Genomic DNA, 15732 nt, shown 5'->3' with positions numbered 1-15732 from the left:
GTCTAGAAAAATACGAGATCCGTTGTTTGCCTAAGCTAAATACCCTTTGTCGTCAAGAAAGTACATATTTTATAGCCACCCAACGCCGACAAATATTTTTTCAAAAAAAGGTTTGACATGTGACGGCCAAATACGTAAAACCCATCTTCGTTGCTGCAGTGAAATGCACAGCGCGTATATTCCTCGGTGGCTCAATCGGCAGAGCGGGTGACTGTTAATCACTAGGTTGGGGGTTCAAGTCCCTCCCGGGGAGCCAGATTAAAATAAGGCTGTTTTCGAAAGAAAACAGCCTTTTCTGTTTTCTATACAATTCTATTTTTTTAAATTTGACATTACTCTGTTTATCACTGCTATTATATATAGATGCATTGAAGTTATTTTAAAAAAAATCAATTTAAATGCAGATAATGTTTGACAACTTCACGTCAAATCCGTAGATATCTCTTCGTCGCGACGGGAAACTGTCGCAGTGAATATTCCTCGGTGGCTCAATCGGCAGAGCGGGTGACTGTTAATCACTAGGTTGGGGGTTCAAGTCCCTCCCGGGGAGCCAGATTAAAACAAGGCTGTTTTCGAAAGAAAACAGCCTTTTTTGTTTTTTATCGTTTTTTGAAACTCTCCGCCCCGCAAGCAGACAATACAGCAACACCCTTCTTTTCAGATCTCCTTTCGCGCGCTACAATCAGCTATGAACAACCTCTCGCATCCCACAGCAATGTCTCTGCTCAAAACGGCAAGAGACACCAATTCTTCCGTTCGCAATGGTTTACAGGACGATTCAGAGCTTAACACGTCAAAGTATGAACAATTCATTATCTGTAAAGAATGCGAGCATAAGTTAACCAAGCCAACCTTTGCCATTCAAGTAAACGACAGCCACGAGCATTCATTCTTCAATCCGCACGGCTATGTCTTTCAGCTTAGATGTTTTTCGAATGCAAGCGGCTGTTTGACGGAAGGGCCCCCTTCTTCTGAATTCACATGGTTTTCAGGTTACTCATGGCAAATTACGTTCTGCGGAAAATGTTTTTCCCATCTTGGATGGAAATTCACTTCTGATTCCAATTCTTTTTTCGGTCTCATTAAAGATAAAATTAAAAATTCAGCCAAATAAAAAAGCCATCCTGAACTTAATATAGTCCAGAATGGCTTAATTCTTAATTTCTAATTACTAAATCTATTTATAATACAATTTAATTTCATTAGTTTTTGATTCAGTCTGCCCCGGTGTAGGCTGACCGGAAACAAGGATGTAACCTTTTCCTCTAGGGAAATCTTTATTCCCTTCCAGATATCTTTCGAGACGAGCTCTGTGAACAGGAATTGTCGCATCAGTTATAACCGGAGTCATACCCCAGAAGAAATTCAAGTAAGCCGGAACACTCTTATCGGGAGTCAGGCAATGAATAGGCTGTCTAGGTCTACGGCTGCAAATAATCTTAGCAGATGCACCGCTGCTTGAATGACAAAGTATCGCAGGACTATCAATGTTGTCTGCAAGCAAACACGCAGAGTAACTCAGATATTTGATAGGATTGATTTCTTTTGTAGGCTTATAAGGTCCGTCAATTCTTTCAAGATAATAAGGCTCGGTAGCCTCTGCAATTTCGCGGATAAAACCAACAGTCTCTGCGGGATAATCACCGATAGCTGTTTCTTCGGAAAGCATGCAGCAATCAGCACCGTCCATAATCGCATTTGCCACGTCATTAGCTTCTGCGCGTGTTGGAATAGGATTCTTTACCATTGAAAGAAGCATCTGAGTTGCGACGATTACAGGCTTCTGAGCATGGCGACACGCCCTGATCAACTTTTTCTGAATTACAGGAACGGAAGACAATTTACACTCAAGACCTAAATCTCCGCGTGCAACCATAATAGCATCGGCAACTTTTAGAATCTCTTCTATATTATCTACGGCGTTCTGACGTTCAATTTTAGCAACAACCGGCAGCCAAGCTCCAAGCTTATGCATTTCCGCTTTAACATCTTCGACATCTTTAGGTGTCTGAACAAAAGACATCGCGATAGCATCAAGGCCGATTTCAATTGCACCGATAAGATCAACTTTGTCCTTTTCAGTAAAAGCAGCCAATGCGAGATTCTTACCTGGAAATGCAATCCCCTTGCGGGAGGACAAAATACCTGCATTCTGAGCCTGAAGTTTGTAAAGTTTATCTTTAATAATAGTTTCAGTAACTAAAAACTGCAAAATTCCGTCACTTAAAGAAACAAGCATTCCCGTTTCAAGACCATGAAGCAATTCAGGCTGATCAAGCGGAATAAACGGACAATCCGAATACTTACCGCTTTCCTCAGACATTCCCAAATAGACATCAGCGTCCTGTCCGATATTAAGAGGTGCGCCGGCAATTACACCGACTCTGATTTTAGGACCACACAAATCCCCCATAATAGTCAGAGGAATTCCAAGGTCTTTTTCAACTTCTCGAATCATTTTGACAACCGGACGAAAGCTTTCGGCATCAGAATGAGAAAAATTTAAACGCAAAATCCTTACTCCGTTAAGAACCATTTTGCGTATAATTTCAACACTTCCAGAGGCCGGACCTAATGTGGCGATAACTTTGGTTCTCATATTCCTGTCCTCACGAGTTTATATATTTCTAAGCAAGAACTGCTTATATCACGATATATTTTGCTTTTTTTAAATCAAACAATAAGACATTAATTTCGTCAACATGAATACTTAGTATCTTAAACCATAATAAAAAAATGTCTACCATGTTAATTTTTTGCTTCGATTTCTTGCCAATGTCACTTTTTTTAGCTTAAAGGAGCATTTGTCTGTTTATACAGAGCTTAAAAATTAAAATCTAACAGTGGAGAATTCGATGTCTAAAAAAATACTTACATTAATTGCACTTATTGTCATCTCAGCTTTTATTGCAGGCTGTCAACAGCAGGAAACAGCTGGAGCAAAGGTTGGTTTTGTTGATACAAACAAAGTATTTAAAGAATGCAAAGCCGGTGCTGAAGGCATGGAATACCTCAAAAAGGCAAGCGAAAGCTTCCAGTCTACTTTCACAGACATGCAGAAAGAACTTGCAGGCAACCAGACTGAAGACAATGCACGCAAATTCCAGGAAGCTCTCAGCGAATACCAGACCAAAATGGGAGCTGAACAGAATCGCATAGTTGAAACTCTTAACGCTGGCTTCACTAAAGCTGTTGACGATTATCGCAAAGCAAACGGCATGTCCGCTGTCTTCTCAGTAGAATCAGCCGTAAGCTATGACGAAGCTTCAGACATCAGTGCTGCAATCATCGAAGCAATGGATAAAATGGATATTAAAGTCAAAGCTGAATAGTTTAAAAAAGCTACTCCGCTTATTTGATTAGAAAGACCCCCCTCGCAAAAAATGTGAGGGGGGTTTTCTTATTTCAAACAATTCTGTTACTTTTCAGACCTGACACTTGCTTTTTAAATTGTCTCAGGCAATTATCTTGAATAATAAAAGCACTTGAATTCAATCCCATACATTAAAAAATATGACATTTACACTTCTCGCAAATCTTCTAGGTGGACTGGGGCTTTTCCTTATCGGAATGCGCCTTATGACGCAGGGACTCAGGCACGCCGCCGGACACTCACTCCGCCGGCTTCTGGGAGAATGGACCAAAAATCCGGGACGGGGACTAATCTCCGGTTTCTTTATCACAGCCCTTGTTCAATCTTCCAGTGCGGTCACTGTTGCTGTAATTGGATTTGTAAACGCCGGACTGCTTACACTTACTCAATCTATCGGAGTCATTTACGGCAGCAACATAGGAACGACAGTAACAGGCTGGATTGTCGCAACTGCGGGCTTCAATGTTAATATTAAAGGACTGGCACTGCCGCTGATTGCCTGCGGTGCAATTTTGAGGCTCACGGGTTCGATTTCCAAAAGAGCTTACTTCGGCGATGCCTTAGCAGGATTCGGTCTTTTTTTTCTCGGAATTTCTACACTTCAACAATCCTTTAAAGGCATTGAATCCACTCTTGATCTATCAACATTTGCCAGCACCGGATTTATATCCCTCCCTATATTTCTCGGCATAGGGATTATCCTCACCCTGCTTATGCAAAGTTCAAGCGCTGCGATGGCTCTAGTTTTGACAGCAACAATTTCCGGTTTGATGGACTTGAATCAAGGGGCCGCAGCCGTAATCGGGACTAATATCGGAACGACCTCTACAGCAGCCCTTTCAGTAATCGGTGCAACCATCAACGCCAAAAGAGTTGCTATCGGTCATATCATTTTTAACACAGTCACTGCGCTGGTTGCACTGCTAATTCTACCTATTCTATTAAATGCAATTATATTTACAACTCAAAGTCTGGGCATGACCGGGGAACCTGCATTTGTTTTAGCAATTTTCCATACGCTCTTTAATATTCTGGGAGTAGTAATATTGTGGCCGTTTACAAAGCGCCTTGTAACATTTCTTGAACGGAGTATCGGCCGAAAAGGTTATGAAAAAGATAGACCTAAATATCTTGATAAAAATGTCGTAAACTCCCCCTCGCTGGCGGTTGACGCTCTGAATCTTGAACTGGAGCGCATCGGAGTGGAAACCAGATCAATTATGAGAAAAGGGCTGAATTCAAACTTTAACTATGCAGCCCTGAATTCAGATAAAGATTCGCTTGAAAATTTAATAGAGGCTTCAAGAACTTTCTGCGCCAAAATGCAATCACAACCCCTAACTGAAATTCAAGGACAGCAGATAGCTACGGCATTGCGGATACTGCAATATTACCGCACATCAGGAACTCTGTCGGCCTCTCTTGCAAAAAAGGGAGTAGCACCTGATACGGCATCTTTGGGGCCTGATTCCGATCTTATTACGGTGTTTATCAACTCATGTCTCGGTGTACTAAATACTGCTGACAACCCATGCTCCGCGGAATTTTGTCAAATCGACAACATGATAGCAGACATGTTATCAGCCTATCACGACCTTAAGGCAAAACTTCTTTCAGCAGGAGGCCGGGGTATTATACAAGTTCCAGACATGGTCGATCAGTTGGAACTTTTTTCAAAAATCAGAAGAATAGCTAAACAATCAGCCAAAGGGTCAATTTACCTTATGGCTATGAAACCCGGTTCAGGCGCGTGCTGCCCCGGAACCGGCTCAATAAAATTTGCATGGAACCGTCACTGGTAAGATCATGGAGCATATTAATGAATAAATTCAAACTTCCTATTATCATCTTCGCTGTAGTTTTTATTATTTCCGCTGCTGCATTAATATTCTTTATTAACAAAGACACTGAAAAAGATACGACTGAACGGGTTGAAGCTCCCTCATGGATTCATGAAACAGGATCAAGCGGCAGACTTCCTATTACATCAAAAGTTGCAAAATCTCCTTCAGCCACAGAAAGAAATGAAACAGCAAATAAAACTGCACTTGATAATATTGCCGGAAAAACAACACAATCCGGTTCTAAAAAATCAGCTGAAACAGCAACTTCGAATATAGCTGAAACCGTAAACAAATTTAAAAATGACATAGTAACAGATGTTTTTCTCGAAAACCTTGCGGGATATGTAGCTGACAACTATCAGCCGGCTGGATCTCTGCCTTTTAAACCTAAAAGTGGATATAGTTCCGCTTCCTTTAAGGGTATAAATACATATTTCGGTTTAAATTTGATGGGCCTTATGCCGGAAGCCGAAAACATTATTTCAGCTAGAAAATCCATATGGGAAAATCTTCTTTATCCCGGAACACTTTCGAAGGCATATGAAAAATACTACAGCTCATTTCTTGATCTGGTTGAAGAAAAAGGAATTACTGCGGAAAAGAAATTCGCGGTGAAGGGGGATGCATCCGAGATTCGCGCGTTCACAGCTAAAGAGCGGGCGGATATGTTTAAAGTCAGCGCAGCACCTTTACGGCACGTAGCAGCTGTTCTTACTTCAATTGCAGAAAATCCTGATCTTGTTCAAGCTATGGACGGGTATATTAAAGCCGAAAAAAGAGTTGAAAGAGCTAACGCCGTCTTTCAGAAAGAACTGACTGAGTCTAATTATTCTCAATCCGTAATAGCAAAAAACAAGGCTTCCCATGCAGGTAAAATTTTAAAAGATGCAATCATCGTCAGAGAAAAAATCAAGAATGGAATTTCTGACAAGATTAAAACCTTCTGCACTGGACCATGTGACACCCCAAATGACGCGTTCTATATAGCACAGTGGGTTTTCAGGCGGGTAAAAGCGGATCACAACAGAATAGAATCAATTTTATCAGGCAGCAAACTTCTTTCTAAACTTGCAAAACAAATGGAAGACAGAGCTGAAGCTATCAAAAATAATATGTAACGACCTAATCCAGCCCGATACAATCGGGGGCAACAGGGAGTTTAATTACAATCTTTGTTCCTAACATCGGGCTGGTTTCAATTACAAAACTTCCTTTATGCTTTTGGGTGATGATAAAATACGAAACAAAAAGGCCAAGACCGGTCCCTTCTCCGATTCCTTTTGTTGTAAAAAAAGGCTCCAAAGCTTTCTTTTTAGTATCTGCATCCATTCCCGGCCCGTTGTCTTCAATCTCAAGCCTTACATTATTCCCTTCTCTCCCGATTCTGACATAAATTTTACCGACTTTATTTGGATCTTCCTTTCTTGCAGATGTAATAGCCTGCACAGAATTTTTAATCAGATTAATTAAAACCTGCTCAATTTCAGACGGAGCACAAAAAATATCAGGGACACTCTCCTCAAACTCTCGAATAATATCTAAACTGACCCGTCCTTTTTTTTGGTAAAGATCATACCCACTGGAAGAAAGTTCAATCGCAGTATTCATAATTTCAACAAGACTTGTGCAAGACTGCTGTCCTCCCGTCTGCCTGCTAAATTGAAGCATATTCGCAACAATTTTAGCCGAACGCTTTCCAAGCTGCTGGATAGATTCAACTTTAGAGATTATTCCTCTCCGTTCACAATAAGCATGAACGGCTTCAAAAGTTACCCCGCACTCACGGGCAACTTCGTGATTCTTCTGAAATTCTGCAGAAAGTCTGCGCAAAATGTTTTGACTGCCCTGAAGGATTCCTCCCAGAGGATTATTAATTTCATGAGCCATACCGGCAGCCAGCCCGCCAACTGTCATCATCTTTTCAGTTTGAACCATAACTTCTTCCATTCTGGTCCTAGCTGTAATGTCATCAATACGAATAACAGCTCCGGACTCCCCTTCACCTTCAAAGGGAAAAACTACTATCTCAAAAAAAATGGTTTCTCCAGAATGATCAACCGTAAAAATTTCCGTACCACCCGTTTCTTCATTTCGAATAGTCCGCTCAATTAACTGCTTAAATTTTCTAACTTCAGGCATCACATCAAAAAGATAATTTCCTAACGCATCTTTCTCAACAACGCCTGTTTCAGCCACAGCGTAAGCGTTCCAAAGAACAACACTCGAATCCTCATTCACTCCGACAAGAATCGACTGCATAGAATCAATTACGTTGCCAAGATAGTTACGCGTTTTTTGCAGCTCTCTCTGATCAGCAAGCCTACGGGTGACATCACGGGCAACCATTACGAGATAAAGCCTGCCTGCGACAAAATGAACTCGTACAGTGATCTCTACAGGAACATTGACTCCGTCTTTACCTAAAAGCTCAGTGATAGAAATACCTTCATCATCATGAGAAGGACCTGCATCACTGTTAGCAATCACAGTGCGCATAAGGATACATGTCTTTTTAGGAAATATGGATTCGGGAGGGCTTTCGACCAGTTCTTCACGAGAATAATTAGTTTTTTTCAAAGCAGTTGCGTTAACATCTGCAAAACTCCACGAAAAAGCATCCAGAACAAACAGAGCGTCATTCGCATGCTCGACCAAAGCTCTAAATCGCTCAAGCTCATTAATCCGGTCACGCAGTTCCGGATAATAGCTTTTGCGCATTGAGTTCTCACCAAGCCCGATAAGCTTGTTGCGAACATTATCATTACTATCTGATCTAGAACGCCGCTTCATAAATCTTCTCTACATCTTCGCTGCTTAATTCGACAGGATTGGTGACCATACACGCATCTTTCAAAGCCAGTTCTGCCAACTTAGGAATATCTTCTCTTTTTAGATCGAAATCTTTAAGGGTCTTTGTTATTCCTGCATCCTTTCTAAGCGCAACAATAACATCTATAAGGGATTCGCATATCTGATCAGCAGTTTTACCTTCAACATCAACAGACATAGCTTTAGCAATATCCGTATACCTGTCTTCTGCGTAAGAAAAATTAGTTTTAATAACATAAGGGAGAAGTATGGCGTTGCACTCACCATGCGGAAGATTCAAATGCCCGCCAAGACTATGAGCCATTGCATGAACAGCTCCGAGTATCGCGTTCGAAAAGGCAAGCCCAGCTTCCATACTGCCCAGCATAACAAAACCGCGAAGTTCAATATTATCAGGATCTTTAATAGCTGCAACCAAATTCTCATTGACCAATTTTATAGCGTCAATGGCGAAGAGATCGGTCAAAGCGGAATTTGCATTGGATACGTACGCCTCAATAGCATGAGTCAAAGCATCCAGCCCCGTAGCTGCAGTCAGTTGCGACCCCATTGTGGTTGTGAGACTAGGATCGACAAGGGCGGCATCAGGAACCATCGCCTTGCTGACAATACTGATTTTAACATGACGAACAGTGTCAGTTATTATTGCAAACTGCGAAACATCGGCAGAACTGCCGGCTGTGGAAGGTATACAAATTAACGGAGGTCCGGGAGAATCAACCATGTCGACTCCCTCGAAAGAAAGAATATGAGCGTTGTTAGTTGTGACTATGCCGATAGCTTTCGCACAGTCCATAGGGCTTCCACCTCCAACAGCTACAATACAATCACAATTATTTTCTTTGTAAAATTCAGCACCCTTCATGACTTCAACATCTCTTGGGTTTTCCGAGACATCACTAAACACAAAGGTTTCAATCCCAGCCTTATTCAAACTATCTTTTACAGCAGTAGTCCAACTGCAACGAAACACACCGGGGTCAGTAACAATTAGCGCTCTTCTAGCTCCGAAGTTTTCAGCATATTGCCCGGCAAGCAGAGCGGAACCGGCACCAAAAACCAGTTCGGGTGCAACAAATTTGCGCATCGCCATAACCTCTTTCATTCCTGCCTCCGGATGAGATAAAAACTAAATACTATTCGAAAATTCAATATACTCCTAGCTAACCCTAATTAAATATGAAGTAATTTAATTGTATCTATATTCGTTTAACATGAAAACAAAATTATTATTTTATAAAAAACGAAAAGCCCGTCAGAGTCGTGACGGGCTTTTCCAATATAAATAGTATAAATGTTTTATTAGCGTATAAAATCTACGAAACAGATTTAGTGCCAGTCTCCAATACTACCAACGCTATAAACATCTATACAGAATCTCTCCACAACAAGAAGAATAAATTAAAGCTGATGTTCATCCTTTAAAAGGTCATTAACTGTTTTAACAGGTGAAAACGTACTCAGAGGAACCTCTACAAAAACAGTAAGCCAGTCTGCCATTGATCCGTTCCAAAGCCCGGGTAATTCCAAAGCCTTAAGCTTCCGCCCCTGTTCAGATTTATAAGAAATAAAACCTGTTTCAGGATCAGTAAACTTCATCAGATCAAACTGTCTTCCGCGGTAATCACGCAGTCCGCAAACGATATCAACAGGGTTGAAATGAGTTGAAGACTTTAAAATTTCCACCTGCTTAGAACTATCCATATCAACCTGACTTTTCTCAACAATTTGTGGTGAAATAATCCCATCAGAACCGACGACCCAAAATGGACCTCCACCCGGCTCGCCCTGATTTTTTACCATACCGCAAACACGGATCGGCTTATTAAGCCTGGAAATAAGTATCTCAGCTTTTGTCACCAGAGGCATTTTAACGAAATCAGCCGGTAAGGTCATATGCAATCTTGTCACTACAAAAAGGGAAGTAACCGCGACTTCAAACTCTGTCAGAGAAGGCTTCTTCAGCATTTTAATACAATCAAAAATCTGACTTTGAAGCAAAACTAAAAGACCGCCGAGCAGTTTTTTATATTCAATAGTATCCGCTTTAAAGTTATCGGGGACTACGTTATCGATATTTTTAAGGAAAACAATATCACCCTTCAATTCATTTAAATTAACAAGCAATGCACCGTGACCGGCCGGCCTGAAAAGAACCTTATTATCATCAGTACGAAAGATTTCATTATTTAAATCAACAGCAATAGTGTCTGTCTTGCGACTCTGCTCAGAATAAGAAATATCAAAGTCAAACTCCGGGAATTTACCGAGAGCTTCAGCTATATGTTTTTTTGCCTTCTTTTCATTATCGGGAGCAATTGTGAAATGCAGACGAATCTTTCCCTCTTCATCTTTCGCATATTCTATTGCTTCTAAAATGTGTTCCTCGAAAGGTGTACGAGAACCATCCCCATAAACATGAAACGGAATTAAGCCCTTCGGATACTGTGAATAGTTCAACCCTTTTTCGGTAAGCAGATATTCCAAAATTGTCCGGCAGTCATTTTGTGCCAGACATTCATCCAAATCTTCACCGCCCTGCTTCATGGATTCTTTGAGTTCTCCATAAAAAGCAAACTTAGAGAGCGAATCTACAAAAGTACGAGCCATTTGAAGAGAGGCTTCATCGCAATCGGGATTTGATTCAAAATTTTTATGACCCGTTTTCAGAAACTCAAGCAAAAATTTAAACATGCGTGTCGCAGCGCCGGATGCAGGCACAAATTTAGTTATACGTCCGATATCAACAGCGTCATTAAATATACCAATCAAACCATCTCTATCTTCTTCGGGAATAATTGAAATGCCGTCTTTCAAAGTACAGGAACGTTCCAGATTCGTTGCCGGAAATCCCTTTTTCAACCGCATAAACTGATCAGCCAACACACGCGCCGAAATACTGCCACCTATAATATTCTGCAACTTCTTCTCAACTTCGCGGAATTCTTTTTCAGTAGACATATTCAGCTCTCCTTTGTCTTAAAATAGGAAAAACAATGCGCTTGCATGTATTGACCGACCACTCAACAATCACAGGCATACATCAGAAGACAACCTTATCTTTCCATAGCACACATTTTCGTCTGTGTTTAGCTAAAAAGTAAAAAAATGTGATAAAAAATTGGAGGGAGGGGAAAACTATTCAGAAACATTTTTCACTGAAACCAAAATATCAGTATAAACCTATTATTTTACATTGAATAAAGTTTAGCTGTCGGCTATAAATTCTCCACTAAAAAGGAGTTTCATCATGGCCCCACGCAAAAAAAATTTTTATATTTGCACAATCTCCGCATTTCCTAACCTATTATATAAAGAGGAATTTAGCCTCATAAAACTGAATCAAACTCCAGTTGAGTTTATAACATCTTCGATTCGCGATATAATGAATTTTGAAACTTCATGTTTAGCTGAAAATATCACGTTAAAATTCAGAGACTTAAATTTTAGAGAAAATATTTATTTAACCGGAAGTATCACGAGATCCAAAAATACAAAAATCAGAGAAGATGATGGAGAACATATCACTGAAACTTTTTTACAAGATCATCCCTCTGTTGCCTTTCTAGTTAATATCAAAAAACAACTCATCTATTTAGAAAAAAATTCGAAGTATTCTATCGGTTTGACACCTAAATCTTTGACAGATTGCTTAGGTAACATTTTCACTAACATCTTATCTAAACAGTTTACCGTTCTGGTAAAACAATTACCAATTCGAGGTAGATTTTGGGATATTATTAACGAGTCTAAACATATTAAGAACATTGAATTTAAATACCTTGCCCCCAATATTGCTGGAAGAACAAGAGACGAAATGCGTGCTGCACTTAAAGAAATGCAACAAAAAAGAAACATCACTGATTACAGTGAAAAATTATCAAATGAAAATTCTGAATTAAAAATAATTAAAGACAACACATTAGATGCAAAAGTTCAAACTGTAGAAATGCAAGGAGGTCAATGGACAATCGTTAGTGAAAAAGGAAGAATTAAAAGTTCTGACAAATACGAAACCATTAATGCTGATGACCTCGATACAACATTTGGATATAATATAATTAGCAAACTATAACCAAATATAAAATGATAAAATATTTATGTGCATACATTAAAACTTGGACCTTTTATATAGTACTAACTTTATCTTTAGCATATGCTTACCTTATGAATGGAGATTCTAACTGCGCTATCGAGCAATTATCTTTAAATATTATTGGAATTGTAAGTGGAGCATCAGTTGCTGCAATAGCAATCGTTTTGAATATGCTTACAAATGAAAAATTTGCACTTAATGCTATTAAATATAATATTGAAGATAAAATTTACTATAACTTTGTAAACAGTATAAAAAAAGATTTTATTTTTATAATTTCATCACTTTTTATAATCTATATGGTGTCAGCTCTTCCTAATAGTGACATTCCTTTTATCAGATCTCCAATTGAAGAAATAAGCCGTAAAAATTACACAATATTTATAACTGCTTTTTTTACTTTATCTTCTTTTTCAGCCTTTTATGACATATCCAGTTCAATGTTTGAAGTGTTGAGAGTTTTCTTTGAACAAATTAAAACAAAGCAAGACAAACCAAAATAAATTCACTTTCACTCTCAAGCATAAAACACTATTTGATATAGCAATACACACACTAAATTTGTCAAAATATTTCCACGTGAATTCCGATGAATTAAGATATATGCTACTATTTTAATTAAATTTATCAGAAATACACTTATCTTTCTTATCCTTTGTGCCCTGTCTGCCCTGAATACAGATTTTCATCAGCCACCATTTGAGTTTCAGATTTATTTCACTCTTAAAGGGCTTTACTTCTGTACTTTGAACCCCTACGGATTTATACTTTTCGGCGTTAGGCATACCTATTCTACAACTTGGTTAAATTGGGTTTAATCAAGCAAAATTAGGGCATAACAATAGAACAAAGTTAAAAAGATGAGCTTACACAAACTTTTTTAACTTTTTTTAATTTATGGGGGAAAGTATGGGGAATAATTTATTGAAAAGAAAAAGGGGCTTAGACTATTTGTCTAAACCCCTAAACTTGCGTGGTAGGCCACGAAGGACTTGAACCTTCAGGATCGTCGACAAAAAGTGGTTTTCCATACTTTACGTCATACATTTGCAAGCTGGCTAGTTCAGAGATGAACTCCTTTGTATACAGTGGCAAAACTCATGGGCCATTCCACTCTGGCAATGACAGAAAGATATGCACACCTGCAGCCGTACCCAGCTTTTTGCTCCACCGAGCCGTTCAGATCAGGAGTGGTGCTCGGAATGGCTATTTTTCATTACGACCTCTGAAGCTATACATTTTTATCAATACTCTACATCCGTAAGATCTATTCCGAGTTTCTCCCACTGCGCTTTAGCTTCGGCCTGCCCCTTTGCTATCATGTCAGCATCCCACTCTTCCAGCACCAAACTTTCGGCAATCAACTGCCATATATATTTCACTTCATATTTGTATTCTGTATAGTATTTAGGAATACGCCTCATTATCTGGTCACGACAATTGGAGCAAGCGACGACCACGACATCCGCCCCGCTACGCTTGATCTGATCATACTTATATCTAGCGTGCCAAGCTGACTCATCTTCATAAGGCATAGGCCACATGCCACCGCCCCCGCCACAGCAATAATTAAGCCCCCTATTCGGAGTCATATCCATAAAATCATCAACACACTGGTTAATAATCCACCGCGGCTCTTCAAAATACCCCTTACCAAAATGACGTTCAAGTTCACGACCATGCTTACAGGAGTCATGCCAAGTAAACCGCTTGCCCGCATGAACTGATTTATCCAGCTTGATACGGCCCTCTCTGATTAACTGGATCAAATAATCATAAAGATAAGTGAAACCCACCTCGTTATTAGGATCTTCCATAACACATTTATCCATACCCTTCCGGCAACCGTATGAACCTCCCCCGCAATCCGGCATAATCATTCTACTAATATTATGCTTTTTCATGAAATCTATCTTGCGTTTGGCCAACGTCTTATTCGCCTCATAATTACCCGTAAAAAGAGCCCAGTCCACAGCTTCCCACCCTTCAGAAGGTACGGTCCAGTTTTCTCTGGCAGCATAGAATATTTTCCACCACCAAAACTGATCCTCAAAGTCACCATAGACTTCCTTTGAATTCGGGAAAAAAAGGATATTCGCATTCTGTTTATCAACTGGAACATAAAATCCCGGAAACTCTTCGTCCAGTTCTTCCCCTAGCTCGGCCATACCTAGTAAATAATCATCCTTTTTTATGGCGAGATTATTTCCTGTCTCCACATTATTGACCATCCCCTGCTGCAAAGTACCCGGCACTTTGTCACGATCACGCAAGCTTTTCATATGTCCCATTACAGCAGGTATATCTATCCCCATAGGACAAGAATACGCACACCGTCCGCACCCGGTGCACAACCAAGGAAAATTAGAATCCACAACTTCATCTACCATGCCGTAAGCCAGCATACGCATAACCTTGCGAGTATCCCACCCCTCCATACCGGGAGTGTCGGTTATGGGACACCCGTTGGAACAAGTACCGCAGACCATACAGGAACTAAAATCGAACTTATCCAAAAACTCCCGAATTTCGTCATCCATCGGTTTCGGCATAACCATGTCCATGATCAGCTCCTTATGGTGAGGTACTTCACCATTTATTCTCTTCGGGGGCATAAATCCCACCCCCGAAGAGTTACATTCTCTTTCGCAGCAGTCACTTCGCCTGACACGAGACCAACTACACCTTGGCGGAATCAGCTTCCATTACATTTCCAGTCTGATCGTACATCAAACCGCAACGCAAATCGAAGTAGCGGTTGACGCTCATTGTGGGGCTGGGCGCATTAAGCGCCACCTGTACCACAGTAGATCCCATGAATGCCTTTTCAGGATCTTGCTCCTTGGAGTGATGAGCCATTATAACCAGATCCGCATGGAGATTTTGCGACGTCTTCAAAATCTCCATAGGTGGTTGACCGGTACACACTTCATACGAACAGTTTTCCAAGCCACTCAAGCGAGGGCCGTACTCACTTTCAAGACGAGCCGTGAGCTTATCCTTTTCTGCCTCTAAATCGGCTACATGCATCACCGTCAACCGAGCCTTATACTGTCGAGCCATCTGCGCTCCATAGCTCACGGCACACTCAGCCTGATCCGAGAAATCAGTGGCTATAAGAATGTTTTCGAACAACGGCTCCTTGCAAACCACGTCCTTATGTACAACCATAACAGGACAACGGGCCTTCTGACTCACCCGCTCAAGAGTACTGCCTGCCATGCCCCACATCTTAGAACGCTTTTCTTCATATTCCTTGGTATGCGGCCCCATAACGACAAGATCTGCATTCTTCTTCCGCGCCAGACGGAGAAGCTCGTTATGAGGAATACCCGGCACGACCATTATCTGAGAATTTGGAATATCTCTCAGCACCTCGCCGTACATCCCGTCAATCTGATCCTTGAGCTTAGCTGTTTCACCCGAAGGCTCAAGACGTTCAACCGAACCCCATCCTTGAGCCATACCTGCGACATGCACCAGATATAGATTTGCTTCGAACTTCCTGGCAAACTCTGCAGCCGCCTTGACAGCAAAATCATCAATTCCGGTAGGAGTAATACCCACAATGATGTCCTTAAACATAATCT

Annotated in this window: 12 protein-coding genes, 2 tRNA genes and 1 pseudogene; 9 read left to right on the top strand and 6 right to left on the bottom strand. The window is 40.6% G+C overall.

Annotated elements, in window-relative coordinates; all coding sequences use genetic code 11:
- Positions 1-180: 180 nt before the first annotated feature.
- The 3 genes from BLT41_RS10375 (at position 181) to BLT41_RS10365 (ending at position 1114) form a co-directional block, all read left to right on the top strand.
- Positions 181-256: transfer RNA gene (locus tag BLT41_RS10375), tRNA-Asn, on the top strand.
- A 221-nt stretch (positions 257-477) separates the two neighbouring features.
- Positions 478-553: transfer RNA gene (locus BLT41_RS10370), tRNA-Asn, on the top strand.
- Positions 554-688: 135 nt separating this feature from the next.
- Positions 689-1114 carry a cereblon family protein gene (locus BLT41_RS10365; protein WP_092160868.1) on the top strand — a complete coding sequence of 142 codons (426 nt, stop codon included), beginning with the start codon at positions 689-691 and terminating at the stop codon, positions 1112-1114.
- Between the two features lie 63 nt (positions 1115-1177).
- Here the strand turns inward: BLT41_RS10365 and pyk are convergent, their stop codons facing one another.
- Positions 1178-2599, bottom strand: coding sequence for a pyruvate kinase (pyk, locus tag BLT41_RS10360; RefSeq protein WP_092160867.1), 1422 nt, complete (start codon positions 2597-2599; stop codon positions 1178-1180).
- Positions 2600-2855: 256 nt separating this feature from the next.
- On the opposite strand from pyk, the gene BLT41_RS10355 reads away from it, so the two are divergent.
- The 3 genes from BLT41_RS10355 (at position 2856) to BLT41_RS10345 (ending at position 6335) form a co-directional block, all read left to right on the top strand.
- Complete coding sequence (locus BLT41_RS10355; protein ID WP_092160860.1) at positions 2856-3332, top strand: OmpH/Skp family outer membrane protein; 477 nt, start codon at positions 2856-2858, stop codon at positions 3330-3332.
- Between the two features lie 181 nt (positions 3333-3513).
- Positions 3514-5175, top strand: coding sequence for a Na/Pi cotransporter family protein (locus tag BLT41_RS10350; protein WP_092160858.1), 1662 nt, complete (start codon positions 3514-3516; stop codon positions 5173-5175).
- 17 nt (positions 5176-5192) lie between these two features.
- The gene (locus BLT41_RS10345) at positions 5193-6335 is read left to right on the top strand and encodes a hypothetical protein (RefSeq protein ID WP_092160857.1); all 1143 of its coding nucleotides are present in this window, start codon (positions 5193-5195) and stop codon (positions 6333-6335) included.
- A gap of 4 nt (positions 6336-6339) precedes the next feature.
- Here BLT41_RS10345 and BLT41_RS10340 read toward each other — a convergent pair whose 3' ends face one another.
- The 3 genes from BLT41_RS10340 to BLT41_RS10330 form a co-directional block, all read right to left on the bottom strand.
- Positions 6340-8007: a PAS domain-containing sensor histidine kinase gene (locus BLT41_RS10340; protein ID WP_092160855.1), complete on the bottom strand. Its 1668-nt coding sequence runs from the start codon at positions 8005-8007 to the stop codon at positions 6340-6342.
- Positions 7991-9151 carry an alcohol dehydrogenase-like regulatory protein ErcA gene (gene ercA, locus BLT41_RS10335; protein WP_092160853.1) on the bottom strand — a complete coding sequence of 387 codons (1161 nt, stop codon included), beginning with the start codon at positions 9149-9151 and terminating at the stop codon, positions 7991-7993. The genes BLT41_RS10340 and ercA overlap by 17 nt, the downstream gene beginning before the upstream one ends.
- 296 nt (positions 9152-9447) lie before the next feature.
- A complete protein-coding gene (locus BLT41_RS10330) occupies positions 9448-11007 on the bottom strand; it encodes a DUF4301 family protein (protein ID WP_092160852.1) in 1560 nt (519 codons plus the stop codon).
- 289 nt (positions 11008-11296) lie between these two features.
- On the opposite strand from BLT41_RS10330, the gene BLT41_RS10325 reads away from it, so the two are divergent.
- The 3 genes and pseudogenes from BLT41_RS10325 to BLT41_RS17665 form a co-directional block, all read left to right on the top strand.
- Positions 11297-12121: a hypothetical protein gene (locus BLT41_RS10325; protein ID WP_092160850.1), complete on the top strand. Its 825-nt coding sequence runs from the start codon at positions 11297-11299 to the stop codon at positions 12119-12121.
- A gap of 92 nt (positions 12122-12213) precedes the next feature.
- A complete protein-coding gene (locus BLT41_RS10320) occupies positions 12214-12645 on the top strand; it encodes a hypothetical protein (RefSeq protein ID WP_092160848.1) in 432 nt (143 codons plus the stop codon).
- A gap of 501 nt (positions 12646-13146) precedes the next feature.
- Positions 13147-13371 (top strand): annotated as a pseudogene (locus BLT41_RS17665) (tyrosine-type recombinase/integrase); the annotation flags it as partial.
- Between the two features lie 15 nt (positions 13372-13386).
- Here the strand turns inward: BLT41_RS17665 and BLT41_RS10310 are convergent.
- Both BLT41_RS10310 and BLT41_RS10305 read right to left on the bottom strand, forming a co-directional pair.
- Positions 13387-14757 carry a (Fe-S)-binding protein gene (locus BLT41_RS10310; protein ID WP_244512245.1) on the bottom strand — a complete coding sequence of 457 codons (1371 nt, stop codon included), beginning with the start codon at positions 14755-14757 and terminating at the stop codon, positions 13387-13389.
- A gap of 64 nt (positions 14758-14821) precedes the next feature.
- Positions 14822-15727: a universal stress protein gene (locus tag BLT41_RS10305; RefSeq protein WP_092160844.1), complete on the bottom strand. Its 906-nt coding sequence runs from the start codon at positions 15725-15727 to the stop codon at positions 14822-14824.
- Positions 15728-15732: the final 5 nt, after the last annotated feature.

It is taken from the genome of Maridesulfovibrio ferrireducens (assembly GCF_900101105.1).
Taxonomy (GTDB): domain Bacteria; phylum Desulfobacterota; class Desulfovibrionia; order Desulfovibrionales; family Desulfovibrionaceae; genus Maridesulfovibrio; species Maridesulfovibrio ferrireducens.
This window is presented reverse-complemented; position numbering and strand designations above follow the sequence as displayed.